Source organism: Candidatus Nitrosocaldus islandicus, from assembly GCF_002906215.1.
GTDB lineage: Archaea > Thermoproteota > Nitrososphaeria > Nitrososphaerales > Nitrosocaldaceae > Nitrosocaldus > Nitrosocaldus cavascurensis.
Genome location: NZ_CP024014.1, coordinates 1,518,206 through 1,541,336, shown reverse-complemented (window position 1 = coordinate 1,541,336; position 23,131 = coordinate 1,518,206). Strand labels below are relative to the sequence as shown.

At 42.2% G+C, this 23,131-nt stretch carries 31 protein-coding genes and 2 tRNA genes; 26 read left to right on the top strand and 7 right to left on the bottom strand.

What is annotated here, in order from left to right; all coding sequences use genetic code 11:
- Positions 1–5: 5 nt before the first annotated feature.
- The 6 genes from CRG89_RS08145 (at position 6) to sufU (ending at position 5,957) form a co-directional block, all read left to right on the top strand.
- A complete protein-coding gene (locus CRG89_RS08145) occupies positions 6–860 on the top strand; it encodes a uroporphyrinogen-III synthase (protein ID WP_103287753.1) in 855 nt (284 codons plus the stop codon).
- Positions 861–927: 67 nt separating this feature from the next.
- Positions 928–2,328, top strand: a complete 1,401-nt coding sequence (sufB, locus tag CRG89_RS08140) for a Fe-S cluster assembly protein SufB (protein ID WP_103287752.1) — start codon at positions 928–930, stop codon at positions 2,326–2,328.
- A gap of 19 nt (positions 2,329–2,347) precedes the next feature.
- The gene (locus tag CRG89_RS08135; RefSeq protein WP_103287751.1) at positions 2,348–3,787 is read left to right on the top strand and encodes a SufB/SufD family protein; all 1,440 of its coding nucleotides are present in this window, start codon (positions 2,348–2,350) and stop codon (positions 3,785–3,787) included.
- A 59-nt stretch (positions 3,788–3,846) separates the two neighbouring features.
- Positions 3,847–4,155, top strand: a complete 309-nt coding sequence (locus CRG89_RS08130) for a Rieske (2Fe-2S) protein (protein WP_103287750.1) — start codon at positions 3,847–3,849, stop codon at positions 4,153–4,155.
- A 4-nt stretch (positions 4,156–4,159) separates the two neighbouring features.
- The gene (locus CRG89_RS08125; RefSeq protein ID WP_197706659.1) at positions 4,160–5,512 is read left to right on the top strand and encodes a cysteine desulfurase; all 1,353 of its coding nucleotides are present in this window, start codon (positions 4,160–4,162) and stop codon (positions 5,510–5,512) included.
- Positions 5,513–5,519: 7 nt separating this feature from the next.
- Positions 5,520–5,957, top strand: a complete 438-nt coding sequence (gene sufU / locus CRG89_RS08120) for a Fe-S cluster assembly sulfur transfer protein SufU (protein WP_103287749.1) — start codon at positions 5,520–5,522, stop codon at positions 5,955–5,957.
- A 69-nt stretch (positions 5,958–6,026) separates the two neighbouring features.
- On the opposite strand, the gene CRG89_RS08115 is transcribed toward sufU, so the two are convergent.
- The gene (locus CRG89_RS08115) at positions 6,027–7,238 is read right to left on the bottom strand and encodes a phosphoglycerate kinase (protein ID WP_103287748.1); all 1,212 of its coding nucleotides are present in this window, start codon (positions 7,236–7,238) and stop codon (positions 6,027–6,029) included.
- Positions 7,239–7,383: 145 nt separating this feature from the next.
- On the opposite strand from CRG89_RS08115, the gene CRG89_RS08110 reads away from it, so the two are divergent.
- Complete coding sequence (locus CRG89_RS08110) at positions 7,384–8,049, top strand: phosphatase PAP2 family protein (RefSeq protein ID WP_158648795.1); 666 nt, start codon at positions 7,384–7,386, stop codon at positions 8,047–8,049.
- Positions 8,050–8,052: 3 nt separating this feature from the next.
- Here CRG89_RS08110 and CRG89_RS08105 read toward each other — a convergent pair whose 3' ends face one another.
- Entirely contained in the window at positions 8,053–8,364 is a 312-nt protein-coding gene (locus tag CRG89_RS08105) for a hypothetical protein (RefSeq protein WP_148695104.1), read from the bottom strand.
- Positions 8,365–8,468: 104 nt separating this feature from the next.
- Here CRG89_RS08105 and CRG89_RS08100 point away from each other — a divergent pair, with 104 nt between their 5' ends.
- Both CRG89_RS08100 and CRG89_RS08095 read left to right on the top strand, forming a co-directional pair.
- Entirely contained in the window at positions 8,469–8,702 is a 234-nt protein-coding gene (locus CRG89_RS08100) for an Lrp/AsnC ligand binding domain-containing protein (protein WP_103287745.1), read from the top strand.
- Positions 8,703–8,782: 80 nt separating this feature from the next.
- A complete protein-coding gene (locus CRG89_RS08095; RefSeq protein ID WP_103287744.1) occupies positions 8,783–9,607 on the top strand; it encodes a proteasome assembly chaperone family protein in 825 nt (274 codons plus the stop codon).
- Between the two features lie 99 nt (positions 9,608–9,706).
- Here the strand turns inward: CRG89_RS08095 and CRG89_RS08090 are convergent, their stop codons facing one another.
- On the bottom strand, positions 9,707–10,003 hold the full coding sequence (locus tag CRG89_RS08090; RefSeq protein WP_103287743.1) for an OB-fold nucleic acid binding domain-containing protein: 297 nt from the start codon (positions 10,001–10,003) through the stop codon (positions 9,707–9,709).
- Between the two features lie 56 nt (positions 10,004–10,059).
- Between CRG89_RS08090 and CRG89_RS08880 the strand changes: the two genes are divergently transcribed.
- From CRG89_RS08880 to CRG89_RS08070, 5 genes are all read left to right on the top strand, one after another.
- A tRNA-Leu gene (locus CRG89_RS08880) sits at positions 10,060–10,248 on the top strand.
- 288 nt (positions 10,249–10,536) lie between these two features.
- Positions 10,537–11,346 carry a TrmB family transcriptional regulator gene (locus tag CRG89_RS08085; RefSeq protein WP_103287742.1) on the top strand — a complete coding sequence of 270 codons (810 nt, stop codon included), beginning with the start codon at positions 10,537–10,539 and terminating at the stop codon, positions 11,344–11,346.
- Between the two features lie 203 nt (positions 11,347–11,549).
- On the top strand, positions 11,550–12,125 hold the full coding sequence (locus CRG89_RS08080) for a 50S ribosomal protein L18 (protein WP_103287741.1): 576 nt from the start codon (positions 11,550–11,552) through the stop codon (positions 12,123–12,125).
- A 1-nt stretch (position 12,126) separates the two neighbouring features.
- Positions 12,127–12,786: a 30S ribosomal protein S5 gene (locus CRG89_RS08075; RefSeq protein ID WP_197706660.1), complete on the top strand. Its 660-nt coding sequence runs from the start codon at positions 12,127–12,129 to the stop codon at positions 12,784–12,786.
- A 1-nt stretch (position 12,787) separates the two neighbouring features.
- Positions 12,788–13,246 (top strand): 50S ribosomal protein L30, encoded by a 459-nt coding sequence (locus CRG89_RS08070; RefSeq protein ID WP_197706661.1) that lies wholly within the window; start codon positions 12,788–12,790, stop codon positions 13,244–13,246.
- Positions 13,247–13,422: 176 nt separating this feature from the next.
- Here CRG89_RS08070 and CRG89_RS09130 read toward each other — a convergent pair whose 3' ends face one another.
- Positions 13,423–13,545 (bottom strand): hypothetical protein, encoded by a 123-nt coding sequence (locus CRG89_RS09130; RefSeq protein WP_269459687.1) that lies wholly within the window; start codon positions 13,543–13,545, stop codon positions 13,423–13,425.
- 105 nt (positions 13,546–13,650) lie between these two features.
- On the opposite strand from CRG89_RS09130, the gene CRG89_RS08065 reads away from it, so the two are divergent.
- The 6 genes from CRG89_RS08065 (at position 13,651) to CRG89_RS08040 (ending at position 18,696) form a co-directional block, all read left to right on the top strand.
- Positions 13,651–14,079 (top strand): uL15m family ribosomal protein, encoded by a 429-nt coding sequence (locus CRG89_RS08065; protein ID WP_103287740.1) that lies wholly within the window; start codon positions 13,651–13,653, stop codon positions 14,077–14,079.
- Positions 14,073–15,497 carry a preprotein translocase subunit SecY gene (secY, locus tag CRG89_RS08060; RefSeq protein ID WP_103287739.1) on the top strand — a complete coding sequence of 475 codons (1,425 nt, stop codon included), beginning with the start codon at positions 14,073–14,075 and terminating at the stop codon, positions 15,495–15,497. The genes CRG89_RS08065 and secY overlap by 7 nt, the downstream gene beginning before the upstream one ends.
- Positions 15,484–16,089 carry an adenylate kinase gene (locus CRG89_RS08055; RefSeq protein ID WP_197706662.1) on the top strand — a complete coding sequence of 202 codons (606 nt, stop codon included), beginning with the start codon at positions 15,484–15,486 and terminating at the stop codon, positions 16,087–16,089. Before secY ends, CRG89_RS08055 begins: the two co-directional genes overlap by 14 nt.
- A complete protein-coding gene (locus tag CRG89_RS08050) occupies positions 16,049–16,957 on the top strand; it encodes an EMC3/TMCO1 family protein (RefSeq protein ID WP_158648794.1) in 909 nt (302 codons plus the stop codon). Before CRG89_RS08055 ends, CRG89_RS08050 begins: the two co-directional genes overlap by 41 nt.
- Positions 16,958–17,074: 117 nt before the next feature.
- On the top strand, positions 17,075–17,665 hold the full coding sequence (gene cmk, locus CRG89_RS08045; protein WP_103287737.1) for a (d)CMP kinase: 591 nt from the start codon (positions 17,075–17,077) through the stop codon (positions 17,663–17,665).
- Positions 17,662–18,696, top strand: coding sequence for an RNA-guided pseudouridylation complex pseudouridine synthase subunit Cbf5 (locus CRG89_RS08040; protein WP_103287736.1), 1,035 nt, complete (start codon positions 17,662–17,664; stop codon positions 18,694–18,696). The genes cmk and CRG89_RS08040 overlap by 4 nt, the downstream gene beginning before the upstream one ends.
- A 37-nt stretch (positions 18,697–18,733) precedes the next feature.
- Here the strand turns inward: CRG89_RS08040 and CRG89_RS08035 are convergent, their stop codons facing one another.
- A complete protein-coding gene (locus CRG89_RS08035) occupies positions 18,734–19,063 on the bottom strand; it encodes a DUF2175 family protein (protein WP_197706664.1) in 330 nt (109 codons plus the stop codon).
- 151 nt (positions 19,064–19,214) lie between these two features.
- On the opposite strand from CRG89_RS08035, the gene CRG89_RS08875 reads away from it, so the two are divergent.
- From CRG89_RS08875 to CRG89_RS08020, 4 genes are all read left to right on the top strand, one after another.
- Positions 19,215–19,383: transfer RNA gene (locus CRG89_RS08875), tRNA-Ser, on the top strand.
- Positions 19,384–19,433: 50 nt separating this feature from the next.
- Entirely contained in the window at positions 19,434–19,826 is a 393-nt protein-coding gene (locus CRG89_RS08030; RefSeq protein ID WP_103287735.1) for a pyridoxamine 5'-phosphate oxidase family protein, read from the top strand.
- 37 nt (positions 19,827–19,863) lie between these two features.
- Positions 19,864–20,361 (top strand): tetrahydromethanopterin S-methyltransferase subunit A, encoded by a 498-nt coding sequence (locus CRG89_RS08025; protein WP_103287734.1) that lies wholly within the window; start codon positions 19,864–19,866, stop codon positions 20,359–20,361.
- A gap of 51 nt (positions 20,362–20,412) precedes the next feature.
- A complete protein-coding gene (locus CRG89_RS08020) occupies positions 20,413–20,688 on the top strand; it encodes a DUF3303 domain-containing protein (RefSeq protein ID WP_103287733.1) in 276 nt (91 codons plus the stop codon).
- Positions 20,689–20,823: 135 nt separating this feature from the next.
- Here the strand turns inward: CRG89_RS08020 and CRG89_RS08015 are convergent, their stop codons facing one another.
- Together CRG89_RS08015 and CRG89_RS08010 are read right to left on the bottom strand one after the other, a co-directional pair.
- Positions 20,824–21,777: an inorganic phosphate transporter gene (locus CRG89_RS08015; protein ID WP_103287732.1), complete on the bottom strand. Its 954-nt coding sequence runs from the start codon at positions 21,775–21,777 to the stop codon at positions 20,824–20,826.
- Positions 21,770–22,453 carry a DUF47 domain-containing protein gene (locus CRG89_RS08010; protein WP_103287731.1) on the bottom strand — a complete coding sequence of 228 codons (684 nt, stop codon included), beginning with the start codon at positions 22,451–22,453 and terminating at the stop codon, positions 21,770–21,772. The genes CRG89_RS08015 and CRG89_RS08010 overlap by 8 nt, the downstream gene beginning before the upstream one ends.
- 69 nt (positions 22,454–22,522) lie before the next feature.
- On the opposite strand from CRG89_RS08010, the gene CRG89_RS08005 reads away from it, so the two are divergent.
- Both CRG89_RS08005 and CRG89_RS08000 read left to right on the top strand, forming a co-directional pair.
- Positions 22,523–22,771 (top strand): hypothetical protein, encoded by a 249-nt coding sequence (locus CRG89_RS08005; RefSeq protein WP_103287730.1) that lies wholly within the window; start codon positions 22,523–22,525, stop codon positions 22,769–22,771.
- A 119-nt stretch (positions 22,772–22,890) separates the two neighbouring features.
- Positions 22,891–23,082 carry a hypothetical protein gene (locus CRG89_RS08000; RefSeq protein WP_103287729.1) on the top strand — a complete coding sequence of 64 codons (192 nt, stop codon included), beginning with the start codon at positions 22,891–22,893 and terminating at the stop codon, positions 23,080–23,082.
- The last annotated feature ends 49 nt before the right edge of the window (positions 23,083–23,131 follow it).

Below are 23,131 nucleotides of genomic sequence, written 5' to 3'. Positions count from 1 at the left end.
ATGCAATGCAGAAGATCATACTACTCACAAGGGATAGGATAGAGGTGAGAGAGGGTGAAGAGAGTAATGCTAGCAGTAGCAATAAGATTAAGAGCATAATTGCAGAGTTGGAGGGGAAGGGGTTCAATCTCATGCTTCATAAGACCATAGATGTTGTAAGGGATGAGGAGAAGGTCATCAATGCATTGAAGAGGTTCATATCATCAGAGTATGACTTTATAGTATTCATGAGTGTTAGTGCTGTTAGGTTCATCATTGATGCTATACATGCTAGTGGTCTTGAGCCTAGCATACTTAATGATAGATGTTATGTTATTGCAGTAGGTCCAAGCACTAGGGATGAGTTGGTTAAGAGTGGTGTAAGGGTAGACCTCATCCCTCCAAGATACTCATCCTATGGTCTCATAGAACTCTTCAGATCTATCAAGGATGATCCTAGGCATGGTGGTAAGGTTAGGGTATTCATACCAAGGAGTAGAGAGGCAAGCACCCTCCTTGCTGATGCTTTAACCTCTCTTGGCTTCAGGGTTGATGAGGAGCATATATACAGGGTAGTGCCAAGCAGGCATGATGGATGGAAGAAGGTTGCAGAGTACATTGCAAATGGAAGTTTACATCATATAATCTTCACTAGCTCATCATCTGTTAATGCATTCTTCACCATCATTAACGAGTATAGCAAGGACGATGCTGTAGATGCTATCTTGAAGAATGGTACTCGCATAGTTGCCATAGGACCATTAACAGCAGATACACTTAGAGCATATGGTCTTAATCCTTATGTTGCTGATGAGCATACGGTACAGGGTACACTTGAATTATTACTGAAGATTGTAGAAGATGTTGAAGATAATCCATAATACAAGTGTTTATTGAGCAATATGGAGCAGTAGAATGTTTAAATATGTATAACAGAGTTATAATGGTATGGCAAGCCAGGATGTTATAAGGGATTACAGCAAGTACGACTTTAAGGACCCTGTTGATATGTATGTTTACATAAGCAGGAAGGGTCTATCAAGGGAGACCATAGAGGAGATAAGCAGGATAAAGAATGAGCCTGAGTGGATGCTCAAGTTTAGGCTCAATGCATATGAGATGTTCCTGAAGATGCCCATGCCAAGATGGGGAGGAGATCTCAGCAAGGTTGACTTTGATAACATCTACTACTATGCAAAGCCAACCGACAGGAAGGGTAGGAGTTGGGATGACGTGCCAGAGAATATAAGGAAGACTTTTGAGCGCCTAGGCATACCAGAGGCTGAGCGAAAGTTCCTTGCTGGGGTTGGTGCACAGTACGAGTCAGAGACAGTATACCATAAGTTGAGGGAGGATCTTGAGAAGAAGGGCGTCATCTTCTGTGACACAGATACAGCACTGAAGGAGCATGAGGATATATTCAGGAAGCACTTTGCAAAGGTTGTACCTCCAAACGATAACAAGTTTGCTGCACTTAACAGTGCTGTATGGAGCGGGGGCTCATTCGTATACATACCTGAGGGTGTAGAGGTTGATATGCCACTTAATGCCTACTTTAGGATAAATGCACAGAACATGGGTCAGTTCGAGCGTACACTGATAATAGCAGAGCCATACAGCAAGGTACACTATATAGAGGGATGCACAGCACCTATCTACTCAACAGAGTCATTGCATTGTGCTGTTGTAGAGGTTATAGCAAAGAAGGGTGCAACTGTACGTTATACAACGCTCCAGAACTGGAGCAATGATGTCTACAATCTAGTAACGAAGAGGGCATATGCATATGAGGATGCTGTGGTTGAGTGGGTTGATGCAAATATAGGTAGCAAGTTAACTATGAAGTACCCATCTGTATATCTGCTAGGAAAGAATGCTAGGGCAGATCTGTTGAGCGTTGCTTTTGCTGGCAAGGGTCAGCACCAGGATACTGGGGCAAAGGCTGTACACCTTGCACCAAACACAACCTCAAAGATAATCTCAAAGTCAGTTAGCAAGGATGGAGGTAGAACATCCTACAGAGGGTTGCTGCACGTTGCAAAGGGAGCAACCAATGTAAAGTCAACTGTGCGATGTGATGCCCTGCTTATAGATGAGATATCTAGAACCGATACATATCCATACATAGAGGTTAATGAGGATGATGCAACAATAACCCATGAGGCTAGTGTAGGAAAGATAGGCGAAGATCAGATCTTCTACATAATGAGTAGAGGCTATACTGAGCAGGAGGCGTTGAGCCTAATAGTCTCAGGCTTCCTAGAGGTATTCACAAAGGAGTTACCAATGGAGTATGCTGTTGAGTTCAATAGGCTAATAAAGATGGAGATGGAGGGTGCTGTAGGTTAAAGGACAAGGCTCGATCGATATGATGGAGAGTGCATTACCCATCTCATATTTTGATGATCAAAAGGTAAGAGAGGTTATTGGGTTAAGGTACAATGAGCCAGCATGGCTCATAGAATCTAGGGTTAAAGCATTATCCAATTATAGAACCCTTCCAGATGAGAGGTCACCACTCTTCAACAAGTATACAACAGCAAACCTCCTTGATACTAACAGGTTGATGATCATGCTTGATGGTACTCATGAGTTGGATGATGAGTTGAAGAGGAGGAGGGATGAGATAAGGAAGGGTATAGTCATAACCCAAGCAGGTAGAAGCATAGAGGTTAAAGGGTTGAGCAAAAGCCTTGAGGAGGAAGGGTTGGTCATAAAGGGTATCATGGATGCACTTAAGGATGATGAGAGTGTTGAGATTATAAGGAGAGTATCAAGCAGGATAGACACTGGTGAGGATAAGTTCCTTGCACTAGAGCATGCATTATTCAACTCTGGCCTCTTCATATACGTACCAAAGGGCATGGTGCTTGATGAACCTATAACTATAATACGTTCATTGCCAAGTGATGGTACCCTTGTTGAGAGGAATATAGTATATGCTGATGTATCGAGCAGGGTAAGGATAGTTCAAGAACTCTACTCAGGTTATAGTGGTGATGATAATAATGCTAGCAATGGTACACAGCAGGCATACTTTGAATCCAACGAGTGCTACATAGCAGATAATGCAGATGTAGAGTTCATAACAACCCAAGGTATGAGCAGTAATATAGCATACTTTACAAATAGGAAGGCATTCATAGCAAGGGATGCAAGGTTCAACTCGTATCTAGGCTTGTTTGGAGGCACATTGAGTAGATGCAAGGTAGATAACATGCTAGAGGGGTTTGGTGCAAGTGCAGAGCACTTCAACATCATCTTTGGTGATGGTACCCAAGCATTCGATCTTACAGCAAATATGATGCATCTGGAAGCAAGTACAAGAGGTAGAGTGTTATCAAAGGCTATAGTAAAGGATACATCCAGATCACTATTCAAGGGTATGATAAATATAGGCAAGGATGCAAAGGGCTCAGAGTCCTATCTTGCTGGTCATGCAATAATCCTTAACAAAGGGGCAAGGGCAGACTCCATACCAGCGTTAGAGATAGAGACCAATGAGGTTAAAGCAACACACTCTGCATCTGTTGCACAGATTGATGAGGAGCAGATCTTCTACATGATGAGTAGAGGTATGAGCAGGGATGAGGCAAAGAGGGCTATAGTCTTTGGTTTCATAGAGCCATTGCTAAAGAGGCTAAGCATGGATGCAAGGATATACACAACATACCTAGTTGATTGCAAGTGGAGAGGAAGGCAGTTGATGCTTAGATCGGATGATGTTATGAGGGAGATATGGGAGGTTGAGGAGGAGTCTAGGAGGATAGAGAGCGATATATTTGAGAAGCATTACAAGTATAGATGAGATAGATAATGTTTGTTACTATTGATTGATTGGTTGATTGATCAACTAACTGATTGGGCATGAACTGGGTTAGGGTATGCAGCAAGTACGATCTTAAAGAGGGAGAGGTAGTAAGCATAGATCTTGATGGAAGGCAGTTGATGCTCATAGTGCAGAATGGCATCATATATGCCTTGGATAGGATATGCACGCATATGGATGCAGATCTGAGCATGGGCTTTCTTGCCGAGGGGCAGATCACATGCCCATTGCATCTATCAAGTTTTAGGCTTGAAGATGGTGTAGCATTGAATCCACCAGCAGAGAGACCATTGAGGAGGTACAATGTTAAAATAGATGGCGATGATATATACGTGCAGGTGGAATGAATAGATGTTAAGCATAATCGATGTTAAGAGGATAAGGGCTGACTTTCCAATACTGGAGAGGAGCGTTAGGAATGGTAAGAGGCTTATCTACTTCGATAATGCTGCAACAACACAGAAGCCAAAGCAGGTTATAGATGCTATATACAACTACTACATGAACTACAATGCAAACATACACAGAGCTGTACACCAACTCTCTGAGGAGGCTACAGAAGCGTATGAGGGTGCAAGGAGCAAAGTTGCTAGGTTCATAAATGCTAAGAGTGATGAGGTTGTATTTGTAAGGAATGCAACAGAGGCAATAAACCTTGTTGCATATGCATGGGGTAGGGCAAACATAAAGGCTGGGGATACTATAGTTGTTAGCGAGATGGAGCATCATAGCAACATAGTACCTTGGCAGTTGCTTGCTAGGGAGAAGGGTGCTAGATTGCACTACATTAGGATAGATTATGGTGATGGTGCCAAAGGAAGTAATAGTAGCAATAGTAGTAGAAGCAATAGTAGCAGTAATAGCACTAATTATGGTGATAGTTATAGTTATGGTGATAGTGATGATGGTGATAGCTCGCTCATCCTTGATGATCTATACGATGCTATATCCCATGCTAATGTTAAACTTGTTGCCATAACCCATATGTCAAATGTATTAGGTACTATAAACCCAGTAAAGGAGATAGTTGATATATGTAAGGATAAGGGCATAAAAGTCCTTGTTGATGGTGCACAATCTACCCCTCATATGCCTATAGATGTTAAGGATATTGGTTGTGACTTCTTTGCATTCTCTGCACACAAGATGCTTGGTCCAACTGGTGTTGGAGTACTCTATGCCAAGAGGGATATACTTGATGCCATGGACCCATTCATAGGTGGAGGGGATATGATAAAGGAGGTGCACAAGTATACTGCCTCATGGAACGATCTGCCATGGAAGTTCGAGGCAGGTACACCCAATATAGCAGATGTTATAGGCTTTGGTGCAGCTATAGATTACCTTAATGCAATAGGTATGGAGAATGTTAGAGCATATGAACACCAACTCACAGAGTACATGCTATCAAGGCTGATGGAGGTTAAGGGCTTGAAGTTGTATGGGAGCAAGGAGGCAGATAGGCGTGGGGCAGTATTCTCATTCAACCTAGCAGATATACACCCTCATGATCTAGCAACTATACTTGATGAGGATGGGATAGCGATAAGATCTGGGCACCATTGTGCTCAGCCATTGATGGAGAGGCTAGGGGTAGCAGCAACATCTAGGGCAAGCCTGTACATATACAACACAAGGGAGGAGATAGATAGGTTCATAGACTCTCTAGAGAGGGCAAGGTTGATATTCAGGGTAGGAGGTTGATCAATCTATGAGTAGTGCGGATATCTATAGGGAGATAATACTTGACTACTACAGAAACCCAAGGAACTATGGAAGGCTAGAGAGGCCAGATGTTGTGGTTAGGGACTCAAACCCTCTATGTGGGGATGAGGTTGAGATGCACATAAGGTTTGAGGATGGTAAGATAAAGGATATAAGGTTCAACGGCAAGGGATGTGCAATAAGCCAGGCAAGTGCATCCATGCTTACAGAGATGGTCATGGGTAAGAGCCTAGAGGAGGTTAAGGCTTTAGGGAAGCAGGATATACTGGAGGCCCTTGGCTTACCCAACCTTGGTCCAGCAAGGATCAAATGTGCATTGCTCTCACTCAAGGTATTCAAGCTTGGCATATACTCTTACCTTGCTGATAAGATGGGCGAGAGTGAGGCATCAAGCATAAAGGAGGAGGCATCAAAACTCTTCTAGTAGTTGTTATTGCCTTTTATAAGAGAAGGAAGGGAATATCATGATATGCTATATCTATCTACACTCTACTCATGCCTTCGCTGCTACCCTTTCATACGCCATCTCCAGAACCTCCATCATGGGTAGTTTCTTCCCAGCAAGGTAGAGTACTAGTGCACCACCAGCAGTGCTTATATGATCAACCTTATCGCTTAGTCCAAACCTCTGGAGTGCTGCAGTCATATGCCCTCCACTAACTATTGTAGTACTTAGAGACCTTGCAACTATCTCTAGCAGTGTTTTTGTACCATATGCAAACTGCTCCCTCTCGAATGCACCAGCAGGTCCGCTCATGAATATAGTGCCAGCACCGCTTATAACCTTCTCATAACTCTCTATCGTCTTGCTCCCTATATCAAGGATGGTATCATCATCAGTGAACTCATCAAGGTTCTTCTCAACCCTCTCGCCATTATTCTCTGTAGCGTAATCCACAGGGAGCATGAATACATTTGGGTACTTCTGCATCAACTTTCTAGCCTTCTCAACAAGTGCTTCCTCCTTTATGCCTAGCTTGTTTGCCTTGAACCTACCCTGTGCCATGAGGAATATTATGGATATAAGCCCAGTAAGGAGTACCTTATCAGCCCTGCCTCCCTGTATAAGCGTCTCTATAGCCTCAAGCCTATCTGAGATCTTTGAACCTCCAAGTATGACAACGTATGGTCCCTTTGCAACAGTAAGCACTCTATCCAATGATTGAACTTCCCTTGCAACAAGCCTTCCAGCGCATGCAGGGAGCAGGTATGGGAAGCCTACTATGGATGGATGTGCCCTATGTGCAGATGGGAAGCAGTCAAGTATGCATGCATCCATGAACCTTGCAAGCCTTCTGACCATCACTGTATTTGCTGCATCCTTTGGAGCAAACTCGTAGTTCTCCTCTGCACAGAACCTTAGGTTATCAAGAAGAAGGACATCCCCATCCTTCATACCCTCTATCCTTCTCCTAGCCTCTGGACCCATCACATCCTCAACGAACATAACCTTCCTACCTATCATCCCTTCAAGTATCTCAGCATGCTGGCTTAGATCTGTGTAGTCATAGCGCCCAACCCTGCCTTGATGGGAGCCTACAACAACCCTTGCATGCTCCAGTTCCTTTATAGTTGTGCTTGCCTCACTTATCCTTATCCTCTCTATTATCTTGAGTGTATCTGGATGGATTGGAACATTCATATCAACCCTGATGAATACAGTCTTACCATTAAGATCCATATCATCTACTGTTAGCATGTTCATCCTCTCTACCCTCTATCTGCATCTACTAGATGCCATAGCGATAAAAACTTTATTTTGTTCCATCCTTCACTCTACTCTCTATCTTCATCTATCCACCATCAAGTAGATAGTAATGATAATATTATTTGTATACGATCTGCTACATGTGCTTGGAAGAACAGCATTGGTACCTTTACGCTCCATAACATTCTTCTCACTACTAATAGCCTTTGTAGTAGTGAGCATCCTTGTAGCATCGGGGGTAACAGAGGGTCTAGATACTAGCATATTCAAGGCTATAACTGGCTCCAGAACATATAGCATGGATCTTATCATGGTTGGGGTAACAACAACATCAGATATATTTCCCATATACTTCTCGCCATTGCTAATAATAGCATTCATACTCATCGTGAGGAAGAGTAGTAGAAGGATGGGAGCAGTTCTCATGCTTGTGATACTTGTAACTGCTCTAGCATCATTGCAGTTGAAGAACATAGTGTACAGGGATAGGCCAGATTATGAGTTCAAGGTAGAGGGCTTGGAGTACAAGGTTGAGTTGGATACTATTGCAGTAAGTTCAAGCTCATACCCATCTGGTCATGCCTCATGGAGCACTGCATTTGCTCTAGTCATGAGTTACATGCTTAGGGAGAAGCGTATTGGTAGGATGAGTATTGGGATGCTATTCTGGATTTATCCTATACTTATATCATTCAGCAGGGTATACGTTGGGGCACATTATCCCATGGATGTGGTTGGAGGCACGTTATTGGGGCTGATAGTTGGTAACTTCATGGCAAGGATCTTCAGACTACATCAACCATCTTAATGTTTATAACATGAACGTATTTGCAGAATCCTCATCAAGGAGTAGTAGTGCATAATGGTTGCTATCATGATGGTATACAAGGTATCTTATGTTTATGCTCATGCTACCCTTGAAGAGATGCCTTATCCTTAGGTTGAGTTCGTTGAGCAGTGCATAGCCTATGCTCCTTGCATTACTGCTCTTTGGTAATAGCACTCTAAACCTTATCGCTCTATGCTGCTCATAGAGTTGGAGTATACCATCTATTGCATCCATGGCAGAATTCACATCACTCACCATGAATGAGTGTATAACTGGCACTTGAGATGGATGCATGACTTTTGTACTGAAGGAGAGGTAAATAAAGCAATCTACAGGCAGTATGGTGTCTACTATCTTGCGTTCAAATCTTTATAAGTATATCCAGTTCTAACTATTGTATGAAAGCATTCGTGGAGATAAAGATAGAGGCTGGTGCAAACATAGAGAGGATAATACAGTTGCTTAGGAGCACGGAAGGGGTTAAGGAGGCATTTGCTGTTACTGGACATACAGATATAATAGCAAGTGTAGAGGCTAGCGATCTTAAAGGTATAGCAGATGTAGTTACGCAGAAGATACATGCTATAAAGGGGATTGATAATACAGAGACCATGGTCTGTGTTGAAGATTAACAAAGTACCAATAATACTATCACCCTCCTTCTTCTCCTATACTATTTAACACTTAAATTGGCAATCATGGTAGAACCAGTATGCATGAGTACATAAAGATTGTTTATGTAGATAAGCCAAGACTCAACGAGCCATACATGATATGCGGGTTCCCAGGGAGTGGGTATGTTGGTAAGTTGGCTGTGGAGCATCTAGTGCAAGAACTCAAAGCAAAGCCCATGATAGATATATACTCTTACTCATTCCCTCCACAGGTTGTTATAAGGCAGGATGGTACAGTTGAGCTCATGAAGAACAGCATCTACTATTGGCAGGACTATGGGGGAAGGGATGTTAACAGTAACAGTAACAGCAATAATGATCTACTCCTTCTAACTGCTGATGCGCAGCCTCTAACCCCAGAGGGAGAGCATCTACTTGCTGAAACCATAATAGATATAGCAGTAGAGTTGAATACAAAGATGATATTCACGTTAGCAGCATACATAACAGGTGTATTCATGGATAAGCCAAGGGTTTATGCAACAGCAACAAGCGCTGATATGATTGAAGGGCTAAAGAGTAGAGGGATAGCAACTATGGATAGTGGTAGTATAACAGGTATGAACGGTTTACTGCTTGGTATGGCTAGGCTGAAGGGTATCAATGGTGTATGCCTACTTGCTGAGACATCTGGCTATGTTGTTGATGCAAAGGCATCCCAAGCAGTGTTGAAGTCGCTACTGGAGTTTGTGAATATGCGTATAGATATGAGTAGTTTAGAGAAGAGGGCAAAGGATACAGAGATGATAATAAAGGCACTGGAGCAGCAGGCAAGAAGGGGTGGTATGGGAGGCATGGTGCAGGAGCAGTTTAGGGAGGAGCAGGAGAAGGACAGGGATAGGGAACTAGGCTACATAAGTTAGAATATTGCAGAGTCAATAATAATAATTCCTTGTAGATATCTTACCCTACCTTCCTTATCTTACAGATCTACGATATATACAACGCTATGCTGATCTTAATTAATACTCTATCACATCCAACTTACCATATCTGCCTATATTCAGAGTATTCTCGCCCTTGAACTCCTTTGTATAACCATTTGTTATAGATATCTTGGAGCCTTCTCTAACCATATCTATCTGATCATTCCATAACGTTAACTTTATCCTCCCTGAATCATCCTTTATTATGCAGTCTGCAACCTTTGCCTTACCACCATCCTTCAGCCTAACCTCTCTAGCCTCAGATATGCTTACAACCTCTGCAGCATCTATTGTTACCTTGCTCATTCCACTCCTTATATCAGATATTCGCATAGATTGCACGAGTAACACATTATAATAAAGGTTGTGCTATCTTTATCATACAGGAAGCGGGGGTAGCAGAGCCTGGTCAAATGCGCGGGACTCAAGATCTATCCCATCATATGCAAGGGTATATGTGGATATGTTGGGTTGACTGAGTAATTGATGGGATGGATTGATGGATAGATAGATAGATAGATAGATGGGTGATCCCGTCCCTTAGGGGTTCGTGGGTTCAAATCCCACCCCCCGCACCATTCTATGCTAATCTAGACTAGCATTAACTAACCAACCAACTAACAAACAAACAATGCTATACACTCTATTCTATACTATAGAGTCTCTAGTATGTACTTACTACTAAATATTTGATAGAAATTAGTTAATAGTAGTAAATTTTACACAAACTTTTTAAATAAACGTGTAATTATTAAAGATATGAACACAAATGTAATAGCAAAGAGCAAGATGGATGGTGTAGAGTCTGCAGATGCTGTAAACGCTGCAGGTGGAAGAGGGAGGAGTAAGGGGGTGTAGGTAAGGGGATGATGACAGGCATGTTCATGCTCTTCAACAACGATGAATACAAGGAGCCTATAGAGAGGATAATCAGGGTGCTGTTGGATCTAGGCTTAACGCTTAACGAGGCTAAGGTGTATGTGTACCTTGCAAAGACTGGCTACAGGAAGGCTATAGAGATAGCAGAGAATATAGGCATACCAAGGACTGAGACGTATCAGATACTTAATAGGTTGCAGAGCAGAGGGCTTGTTATAGCAACGATGGAGCATCCAGTGAGATATGCAGCAGTTGAGTTTAACGATCTGTTGAAGACTATGATAAATGTAAGCATGGAACGCCTTAAGGAGTTCGATAGGAGGAGGGAGGAGATACTACAGGTATGGAACAACCTACCAGAGTTTGCAAAGACCTCATGCGATGATAAGGATAGGTTCCAGATACTTGAAGGTAGGGATAATGTATACGCAAGGATAAGCAGTATGGTTGCTGATGCAGGTGAACTGCTCATGATATGCAATGAGGTTGATGCCCTAAGGATGTACAACTATGGCATAATTGATGTAATAGCAAAGTGCAGCAATGTAAAGATAATAAGTAGTGTATCCCCAAGCATGGCATCTGTATTCATGGATGTAGGCTTGAGTAATGTAAGGAGGATAGAGAGCAAGTTCCCATTGGTGATTATAAAGGATAGGAAGGAGATGGTCCATGTTATTAGGGAGAGGAATAAGAATGATACAGCAGCGATATGGACAGATTCAACAGCACTAATAGAGTCTATACTAGCACTCTTCTCAATGCTATGGAAGGATGTAGATGATAGTAAGCAGTAGCATGTAGGGAAGAGAAGAGCAGGAGCAACAGGAATCCTAGGTTTACCTACAATGCATATGCAAGCATTAGGTAGCCTAGGCTATATACCATCCATCAACCACAAACCTTTCTTTTGTTTTTATTTATTTTGTTCATATAGCTTTGGTAGAGGCTGATACACCTGCTGAAGATTTATAAATGCTTAAATCCATCATAGCACGGGTTGGGTTACATACAGACACTCAAACGCATAAGGGAGGGTAGAACTGATTACAGGAAGAGGAAGGCTATACTGTTAGGGAAGCATGTATTTGCAACTGTGAGGATAAGCAATGAGAATATCCTTGTTCAGATAAGCAAGGCATCAATAAATGGTGATGTAGTGCTAGCATCTGCTCATAGCAGAGAACTTCTCAAGTATGGATGGAAGGGCTCGAGGCGATGTATTCCAGCATGCTATCTTACAGGTTTACTTGCTGGAAAGAAGGCAAAGGCTGCAGGTATAGATTCTTGCATCATATATACAGGGTTAAGAGGCTTCTCCTCTAGGATAGGAGCATGCACCAAAGGGATTATAGATGCAGGTTTGGATGTTCCAGTTGGTGAGGATGCTCTACCAGATGAGGAGAGGATATCTGGCAAGCATATAGCAGATTATGCTTTGATGCTCAAGGAGGAGGATGAAGAACTTTACTCCAAGGTCTTCTCAGCCATACTTGCTAGAGGTTTAAGACCAGAGGATTATGTTAAGCACTTCAACGAGGTTAAGGATAATATAATGAGAGAGGATGGTGATTGATATGGGTATGCATTCAGATAGCAGACATACGGGTAGAGAAGGAGTTGGGAGAGGAGGGGAGGGCAAGGATTTAGAGGGTTGGGTACCTAGAACAAAGGTAGGTGTCTATGTAGTAAACAAGCAGATAACTACTCTGGAGCAGGTCTTCGAGCAGGGTTATAGAGTTAGGGAGCCAGAGATAGTGAAGATGCTACTTCCAGATCTGAAGAGCGAGGTTGTGCATGTTGGTGTTGTGCAGAAGCAGACAGATGCTGGAGAACTAACAAGGTTCAGTGCAATAGTTGCATGTGGTGATGAGCATGGGTGGTTTGGTATAGGAAGGGGAAAGGCAGCACAGATGAGGCTTGCAATAGACAAGGCAACTAGGGATGCAATGCTTAACATCATCCCAGTAAAACTTGGATGTGGGAGTTGGGAGTGTAGATGCAATGTGCAGCACTCAGTACCATTCAAGGTAGTGGGCAAGGGAGGGAGCGTCAAGATAGAGATCATCCCTGGACCTAGAGGTCTTGGGCTTGTAGCAGGAGCAAATATAACGATGATGCTTAGACTAGCAGGGATAAGGGATGCATGGACAAGGACATTTGGCTCCACAAGTACCATGTCCTCTACAGCCTTAGCAGTATACAATGCGTTGAGGAATACGTACAGCATAGGTTGAGATGGGAGGGAGGGGAAGCATAGATATGGCTTACCTTGTTATAAGGCTGAGAGGTACAATAAATGTACCATACTGGGCAAGGCATACGCTAGCACTCCTAAACCTTAAGAGAAGGTTCAACGCAACCATAGTGCCTGAGCAAGAGCCTTACCTAGGAATGCTTAGGAAGGTCAAGGATCATGTAGCATGGTGCAAGGTTGATGCTGGGTTTGTAAAGCAGTTGCTGGAGAAGAGAGGAAGGTATGAAGATATAAACAAACTTGGGTTCTCAAGTATAGATGAGCTTGCAGATGCTCTTGCAAGTGATAAGGTCATACTATCAAGACTTAATGTTAGGCCTTGGTTTGCACTAGCCCCTCCTAAAGGAGGTTTCAAGAAGAGTAGCAAGCATATGTACAGTGATGGTGGTATATTAGGAGAGAATAGGGAGTTGCTAGAACTTGCAAGTAGGATGATCTAACAATACTTATCTTACATTATGGTAGATAAATTATTCTGGTTAATGATAGATACAATAATGGCACTAGCCAGTGAATGAATTAAGGGATGAATAAATTAACGAAGGAGAGAGAAGCGTATAGAGTAAGGGAATAAAGTGCCAGTAGATATCAATAAGATCATAGACAGTATCATCCATTATACTACATTAACTGCTACTATGCTGGTATCTACAACAACAAACTCTATATTATTACTTTTAGCCAACGCTTTATATACACCATGCTCATATGCAAGTGAACCTCCATCCTGTATAAGCACCTTCTCTCTGGCTGATCATTCATCAACTGTAGCATCACCATCCCCATTATTACCTCTTATAGAGGTTCAGCAAGGCTTAATTAACGCCTCCTCATCTGGTAATGTGTGGCAACGAGGCGTAGAAAGGTTAGGAGGTTGAGAGGCTCAAGAACCCATGGATGGGGGCAGATAGGTCAGCATAGGGATACAGGGAAGAAGGGTTATAGGAAGGTTGGGTTGCATAAGCACAAGTGGACGCAAGCCGTGCTCATGGAAGGTAAGTACTTCGGTAAGCATGGGTTCCATAACCCAACCAGTAAAAGCATAGAGCACTGGGTGAATGTTGGTAGCCTAGATGATCTCTTCCTCAAGTATGGTAAGGTTGATGGTGATGATAATAATGGGAAGAAGGTTATAGATCTAAACTCATTAGGTTATGATAAGTTACTTGGCTCTGGTAATGTTAAGGGTGCTTACAGTGTTATTGTCAAGGCATGTACAGAATCAGCAAGGAACAAGGTTATAAGCGCTGGTGGTGAGATCATCCTATGCTGAAACCTGCTGGTATAAGCTTTAGGAGCATAGTTGACAAGGCTGCAGTATATCTGCCCCAGATACCAAAACCAAAGAAGAAGTTAACCCTTACCCAGAAGTTCGTATGGAGTGGATTAGCACTCCTAGTCTACCTTGTCATGGGGCAGATCCCTCTCTATGGTGCACCAACAAGCCCATTCGATCCATTCGCTGCATTCAGGGTTATATTTGCATCACAACAAGGTACGTTGATAGAACTTGGTATAGGACCTATAGTCACTGCTGGATTGCTGATGCAGCTACTCAAAGGTGCAGAGATATTCAAGCTAGACTTCAAGAACCCTGAGGATAGAGCACTCTTCACCTCAGCAACGAAACTTGTTACAATAATAGTGATAATAGTTGAGGGAGCAATATATGGCTCCATGGTGTACAAGATGCCTCAGGATGTTACCATGATAATAATAGGGCAATTGATAGGTGCAAGTCTTATAGTTATGTTCCTTGATGAGATGGTGCAGAAGGGCTGGGGTCTAGGAAGTGGGATAAGCCTCTTCATAATGGCTGGGGTAGCACAAAGTGTGCTCTGGCACATGTTCAGCCCTGTAACTGCACAAGACGGCTTACCATTTGGTGTATTCCCCATGCTCATACAGATGGCTTCTAGTGGTAACTTTGATATCATGCATGCATTATTCAGGTTTGGACAGTTACCAAACATCATAGGACTAGTTGTAACTATAGCGATAATAGCACTCCTACTCTTCACGCAAGGTATGAAGATTGAGATACCAATAGTCTCTAGCAGGTTTAGAGGGTTCACAGCCTCATACCCTATAAAGTTCATGTATGTATCAAACGTTCCAGTAATACTTGCATCTGCACTTATCGCTAACCTTGTATTCATGGCCCAACTCTTCTGGGCAAACTACAACCCATTGAACAGTAGAGAAGAGTTCAACTGGATAGCAATGTTTGATCCAAATAATCCTACAACCCCAATAGGAGGCATAGTAAAGTTTCTCATCCCAACAAGGGGTATAGAGACTGCAATGTCTGAGCCATTGCATGCCATTGCTTACGTTCTAATACTTACAGGTATAGTTGTGCTATTCGGTAGATTATGGATAGAGTTAGGAGGGTTATCACCAAAGGCAGCAGCAAGCAGCCTCATAGATGCAGATGTCCAAGTCCCAGGGTTCAGGAGAGTAGAGTCATCTATAGAGATGCTGTTGAAGCGTTACATACCATCAGTAACGCTCATGAGCTCGCTCTTCCTAGGCTTCCTTGCTGGGGGTAGTGATGTTCTAGGTGCATTCGGTACTGGTACAGGGCTACTGCTTATGGTAGATATACTGATCAACTACTACAACCTGTTGCTGAGGGAGCAGATTGATGTTTACATGCCAAGGTTGAGTGCGCTCCTTGGAAGGAAGTAGCATAATAAATAACAAGCGTGCAATAGTGGTAGGTATACCAGGAGTTGGGAAGACAACAGTGATAACTAGGGCTGTGGAGATGCTTAATACTCAGGGTTTAAATGCTAGACTTGTTGTGTTTGGTACAGTGATGTTTGAAGAGGCCATGAAGATGGGCGTAAAGCATAGAGATGAGATGCGTAGGTTAAGCGTTGAGGAGCAACGAAGGTTACAGGAGAATGCTGCAGTGAAGATAGCAAATATGAAGGATGATGTGATAATAATAGATACGCATCTCTTCATAAGCACCAAGGAGGGTTACTATCCTGGATTACCACTGCACCTTCTTAACCTACTCAAGCCAACTAACCTCATACTGGTTGCTGCAGAGCCTAGGGAGATACTCAATAGGAGGATGAACGATAAGACAAGGCAGAGGGACCTTGTTGATGAGGCTGAGATAGCACATGAGTTGGAGATAGCAAGGATAATGCTTGCATCATGCTCAATACTAACTGGGGCACCATTCGCAATAGTCATGAACAGAGAAGGCAGGGTTGATGAGGCATCACATGAGTTGGCAAACCTACTTACTGATAGGAGGGCTAGATGATAACATGGTTGGGCTAATAGATGCAATATCTGCATATCTTCTTCTACCACTGCTACTGCATCCATTATCATCTCCATTATCATTATCATTATCATCATTACCATCCATACTACCATTACAGTTTGCACCTCAAGCATCTGCCCATCCATACATAACTAATATGCTGAGTGCTTCAATACTAGTAAGTATAATAGCAATAGCATTACAGTTCTTCTATGCACTACTCAGGCTCAAGATGACAGATATGCAGAAGTTGAGGAGGATGATGAAGGAGGTGAATGATTGGAGGAGGGAGTACATGGATGCTATAAGGAAGCAGGATAAGGACAGGATAGAGAAGTTGAGGGATAAGCAGGAGTACATCAATAGACTTAACATGGAGGTTATGCAGATGAACTTCAGGCCAATGATGGTCTTCATGATACCCATGCTCATAATATGGTGGGCTATACTCCCTCAAGTATTTGGGCATACAGTTGCCATATCTCCAATCTCACTCAACATAGTTGGAGATCTACTACCAATAACATGCACAAAAGGTATGATAGTCAAGGATGTTAACAGCATAACTGAGGAGATAAGCAAGCATGCAGAGGCTATACAGAACCCTGTGATAAGGGATCAGGTAACCTCACTTGCAAAGGAGGCTAGGGAGTTGGTTGATGCAGGGCAGTATGTAACTGCTAGAGATAGGATACTTACAGCATACAGCATACTTAATGCAAACCTAGAGAACAAGGTTCAGGAGAGGGTACCATCATGTATAGCAGAGAATGAGGTACTGCTCTGGGCATGGTATGCAATAGCATCCATAGCATTCTCTGGCATAGTGATGAAGATAACCAGGACCGAGATGAGCATCAACTAACTAATTAGTAGGAAGTAAGAGATAGATAGATAGGTAGGTAAGTAGGTAAGTAGCAAAGTATGCAAGCAGTTAAGTAAGAAGAGTAAATTAGATATGGCTCAAACACCAGTTCAAGGTATGGGGGAGAGGCTATCCATAGTGGTATCTGGCCTACCTGCTGTAGGCAAGACCACAGTAGCAAGGGCAATAGCAGATAGGTTCAACCTACTATACTACTCTGGAGGGGATATACTGAAGGAGTTGGCAATAGCAAGGGGTTACATGCACTCTGGAAGCGATTGGTGGGATAAGGAGCATGGTATAATGTTCCTTGAGGAGAGGGAATTTAATCCAGAGTTCGATAAGCATGTTGATGATTACCTCATCGCATTGGTTAAGAGAGGGGGTGTTGTGGTTACAAGTTACACACTACCATGGCTCATAGATGGTGAAGCAATAAAGATACTCCTCAAGGGCTCTAGGGAGAAGAGGGCAGAGAGGATGGCTGCTAGAGATTCCATACCATATGAGGAGGCTCTAAGGATAGTAACTATAAGGGATGAGAGGAACAAGAGCCTTTACAAGAAACTTTACAATATAGATCTATGCAAGGATATAGATGTGTTTGACTTTGTTATAAACACTGACCATCTCAAGGCAGAGAGCGTTATAGATATAGTATGCAATATAGTAGAGCATCTAATCAAGTATATGGGTAAAGGCATATGATATGCAATAGCAAGTTGCCTCAACTCAACGATCTGCTTAGCATAGATGATGATGTTACAGATGAGCATTATGGCTATCATCCATTCTCTAGGCCTATAGATGTACTGCTAGACTATGGTCTAATAGCACTTGACAAGCCAGCAGGACCAACAAGCCATGAGGTGGTTGCATGGGTTAAGAGGATCCTTGCAGTAGAGAGTGCAGGGCATAGTGGTACACTTGACCCTCCAACTACTGGCCTACTTCCTATAGGGCTTGGAGAGGCAACCAAGGCACTAACTGTACTGCTCCTTGGACCCAAGGAGTACTATGCCATAGCAAGACTACATGCAGTAGTGCCTAGCAAGATGCTCCATGATGTAGTAAGCATGTTCATAGGCGATATATACCAGAGGCCCCCTCAGAGGTCATCTGTGAAGAGGGAGGTTAGGGTAAGGAGGATATATGAGTTGGAGGTGCTTGAGGAGCATGGTAGGTTACTCCTGCTCAGGGTGCTATGCCAAGCAGGAACATATGTTAGGAAGTTGATATACGATATAGGAGAGGTACTAGGCTCTGGTGCAAGCATGGTAGAGTTGAGGAGGACAAGGGTTAGCATGCTAGATGAGGATGATATGGTTAGGCTCCATGACCTCTACGACGCATACATGCTATGGAGGGAGAAGGGTGAGGAGGAGAAGTTAAGGAGTATCATAAAGCCTATAGAGTATGCTTTAATGCATGTGAAGGCTGTAGTGGTAAGGGATAGTGCTGTAGACTCTATATGCCATGGTGCACAGTTGGCAGTGCCAGGGGTTCTGAAGGTATCCAAGGATCTGCAGAAGGGTGATCTTGTTGGTATATACACCTTGAAGGGAGAACTTGTTGCACTTGCAGAGGCTATGATGTCTGCACATGAGATTGCTGAGGCTGATAAGGGTATAGCATTCACACTCAAACGTGTTATTATGAAGCCAAACACATACCCCAAGGCTTGGAAGAGTAAGAGCAGCAGTAGCAGTAACAGTAGTAGTAGAAGTGAAGTTGTATGAATTCAATGAAGAAAGAATTACTAGACAGGATTCAAGGTTAACCCTGCATCACATGCCTATCTATAAGCTTTGTTAATAGTGCAGCATGCTTCTCAGCATCCTTCTCATTCTCCTCTAGCAGCCTCTTGGCATCATCGTTCTTAACCATTGTAATATAGCCCTTGTATGCAACTATCATCTTCAGTTCATGCTCAAGAGCATCAAGCAGTACTTTTACTTCATCACTCTTATCCTTGCTTATTGTAGTCTCCTTGAAGCAGGTGAAGTGCACAGCACCCTTTGAGTAGAATGTGAACAACTCGCTCCATGCTATCTGCCTTGAGCATATAGCACAACTCCACCTTGTACTCATAGTTGTACTTACCATGATTGGTTATTAAAACCGTTTGCTTACCAGCATACAGCTCGTCAAGTTAGCATCTAGAATTATACGCTATTATCTTGACAATCCCACCAGCATATAAGGAATCATATTTATTTATGTGCAGAGGAAGATTGCACAGGTATGCTATGAAGGTGCCGGGGTACCCTAGTCTGGTAGGGGGCAGTTTGGATAGCAGATGTAGCGATAGGATAGCAGTAGGTAGCAACCAAGCCTATGCCTGGAGTAGTTAGGGTGAGCAAGTAGTATGTTTACAAATAGCCTGTGCCAGCAATGGCTCGTGGGTTCAAATCCCACCCCCGGCGTCCTTTGCTTATTATATATTTATTATATTGCTATGTTATGGTGTTGATGTATGCATGTTAAATTCTCAAAGAAGGAGATCGAGTTTATAAATAAGCATGAGGTATGCAGGCTAGCAACGTGCTTCAACGATAGACCCCATGTGGTACCAGTATGCTACATCTTCCTGAACAACAGCTTCTACATAGCAACAGACTACAACACAAGGAAGTTCAGGAATATATCAAGGAATAAGAATGTAGCATTAGTCATAGATGTTTATAAACCAAACAAGGCTGTCATGGTTGAGGGTGTAGCAGAGATAATAGAGCATGGGCAGGAGTTCAAGGAGATCTACAAGTTGTTCTATGATAGGTTTGAATGGGTTAGGAGGGAGCCTTGGGATGAAGGTGAAGCCCCATTCATAAAGGTGAATATAATCAAGAAGGTATCATGGGGCTTATAACTCGTTAATGTATTTAACTAGCAAGTAGATAACTAGCATGATGGTTAGAGGGTTAATTGGAGATCTTGCTGGGAAGGTATGCAAGTTTATACTCCCAATAAAGTATGATATCTTCATAGGTAGTACAAGTTCTAGCATAGCATTATGCACCCTAGCAAGTATAGATCTACTACTTGAGGTATCTAGATCGGATCTAATGAATAGCATTGCAGTTGCTGGAAGACTGTTATCCGAGAATAAAGGTATAGATGCACTTGTAAGATATGTTGTAGCAGATAAGAGGATAAGGTGCATAGTACTTGCTGGCAAGGACTCTAAGGGGCATCTTGCAGGACAGTCACTTCTTGCTTTATGGCTTAATGGTATTGATGATGAGGGAAGGATAATAGGTTCTATGGGCAAGGATGCAGTACTTACATTAAGCAAGGATGAGGTAGATGAGTTTAGAGCCCAGATAAGCACCATGATAGATATGAGAGGCGTAACAGATGTGGATAGTATACGTAAGTGCATAATGGTTGACACAACAAATTAGGATGTGAAGAAGCAAAGTAATGTTTAATAGCATCTTCATCAATATTCATGCATGACTACAGCATTCCTAGTACTCTACCAGTTCAAGAGTATGAGTGATGAGGAGGCATCCAAGGCAAGTAAAGAATGGGGTGAGTTGAAGAAGAGCATCCCAGATGGTATAAGGTTGATTGGTGAGTACATCCATGCTTGGGGTACTGAGTACAATGGATTTCTAATATTTGAGAGCGATGATGCAGATAAGTTCCTTGACTGGTGGCCAGGATTCAAGGATAAGATAAGGTGGTATGTTACAAAGACTCATACAATAGTTGCCAGAAAGCGTTGATCCCATAGTAAAAAATCAATCCATTAATGATATGATGATTATGATTAAGATGGTGGATGGAAGTAAGAAGAGATTGTACAAACAATAGCAAATCAACCAAATTTTTAGTTATAGAGTGGCATGTTTTATCTACTCTTAATTTATGTAATTAGTAATAGCAAAAGTTATGAGGAAGCTTAGCAACGTTGACCCTAGCCAAGAGGATACAAGTAAGAGCAATGAACGCTTATTGTATACATGTGGCTTCCTTATCATGTTTATACCTATGAGCGAGCTTATGAGCATCTGGGAGAATGGTAGAGGTATCTGCATCTGTGTAGATAACCATAGTATGATTGAAGATGATGATATACCACTAACTATGGTAGCGGGAGTGTAGCCAACTATCTCCTCGCTTAAGAATCTTGTTATGCTTCTACCCTTAATCATACCAATAACAAACACTAACAGTATAGCAAGCATCATGTATATACCATTAGCAGGAGTAGGAGTAGTAGTATCATCAACAGTGATGTACCTATTGCTCATGGAGTAGAGCAGCCCTAGATTGTTTGCCCCTATGGTGTATGATGCATAGAAGGTTACAACTGGAAGCATGAGAGAGTAGAATCTGAGTAGGTTAACAAGGCTTAATCTAGTTGTGAACCTTACTATGATATGGTATATCGATATGGTAGTTAGTAGTGCTATGAACGGTGTTATTATCCACCATGCTATTACAGATGCTGTATGAGTAGTTATAGGTGTAGCCTCTATAGTGCTCCCAATGTAACTTGCAAATATTATATTTACCATGCTCACAGGTATGTGTAGGAATGAGAATATGGATAGCAGTATGGCTGTTACTACTGATGTAGTTGTGTAATCCTCTAACGTTATAACGCTACCCATCTTCCAACCCTCAAGTAGTGCTCCAGCTATGAATCCTAGGGCTGAGATGCTCACACTGATCCTATAGTTGAAGCCAGAGGCTAACATATTTGCCACTGCTATACCAGCATTATTGATGCCAAAGAGTAATGCTATGTAGAGTAGTAGGATGGTATCTAATGGATAGATGGTTGATGTTACTGTTATTATGCTATGCATACCCTTTGGCTAGCATAAGTATTATAACATCACTTGCATCCTCTGCACTATCTGCAATCCTATCTATAAGCTGTATGAACTCCTTGAGTTGTATTATGGTGAGTATGTCATAAGCGTTGCTGGAGTATAGCTCATGCAGCACTATGTTCTTTATTGCATCAACCCTCTCCTCACCCTGCTCTACCTTCTTTACCTTCTCTAGTATGATATCTCTCTTCTCATGCAATGAATCTATAAGGTCTAGAAGGTACATAACAGTCTCTATACTCCCGTTTATGTATGCTAGAGTGTTAGCATTGAGGAACTTGAGCAGTGAATCATCTGGAACTCTCCTAATCATCAACGTTCTAGATGCCTCCTTTGCACTATCTGCTATATCATCAACACGTTCCATGAGTGCTAGAATATCCTCACGCATGTAACCAAAGAACGAACCCTTGCATATCTTGATAACATTCTCCCTATGTACATCATCAGCTCTAGTCTCTAGAGCATCGATCAACTCAACATACTCTTGTCCCTTCCTTATATCAAGCGTAAGGATTGAATCTATCATACTCTTGAAGTTGTTAAGTATCTCTACTACAATATTCATATGCTCTAGCAGTATATCCTGAATACTACCACCACTACTACTATACCTCCTTATACCATTGAATATTCTATCCTTCTTCATATAAACTGATGAAGGTCTGAGTAATAATAATCTTGACTAGATAAAGATAAAAAGAGGATAAGGTTGCATATGCATGATATGATCCCAGATAAGTGCTGTATAAGGACAGGGTTAAAGGCATGCATGAATGCACCATCATACATAATCTCCATACTTGATGGTTCTAGAGGGGAGTACATGATAGGCCTTGTATGTAGAGAGCATGTAGCCCTTGTAGAGAGGTTGGTTGAGTTGAAGCAGAAGCATGGTGAGATACCTGAAGGCTCTGTAAGGTTCACAGAACTCAAGAGCGTAGCAACATCATGCAACTACCTCTAATCAATAAGCATAACTTCTCAATTAATTACAGAATCCTTTGAGAGGAAGAAGGAGTAGAGATGTGGTTCTTAATATACGCAGTTAAACATATTTAAAAGAAAGTAGTACTTACTACTACCATGAATGATGATACCGTTGCTGATGTAGATGTTGCTGGTGATGATAATAATAGTAATGGTGACGAGGTAGAGAACATCTTCTGCGATATATGTGGGAATGTTATAGAGGCATGCTCATGTGTATGCCCTTACTGTGGAGAGAGGGAAGGCTGCAGTTGTTGCCTATTTGATGCTACAACTGGAGGAGGTTAGCATTGTTGTGTTATTTATTATGCATATATATTATACACTAATTTTCAAA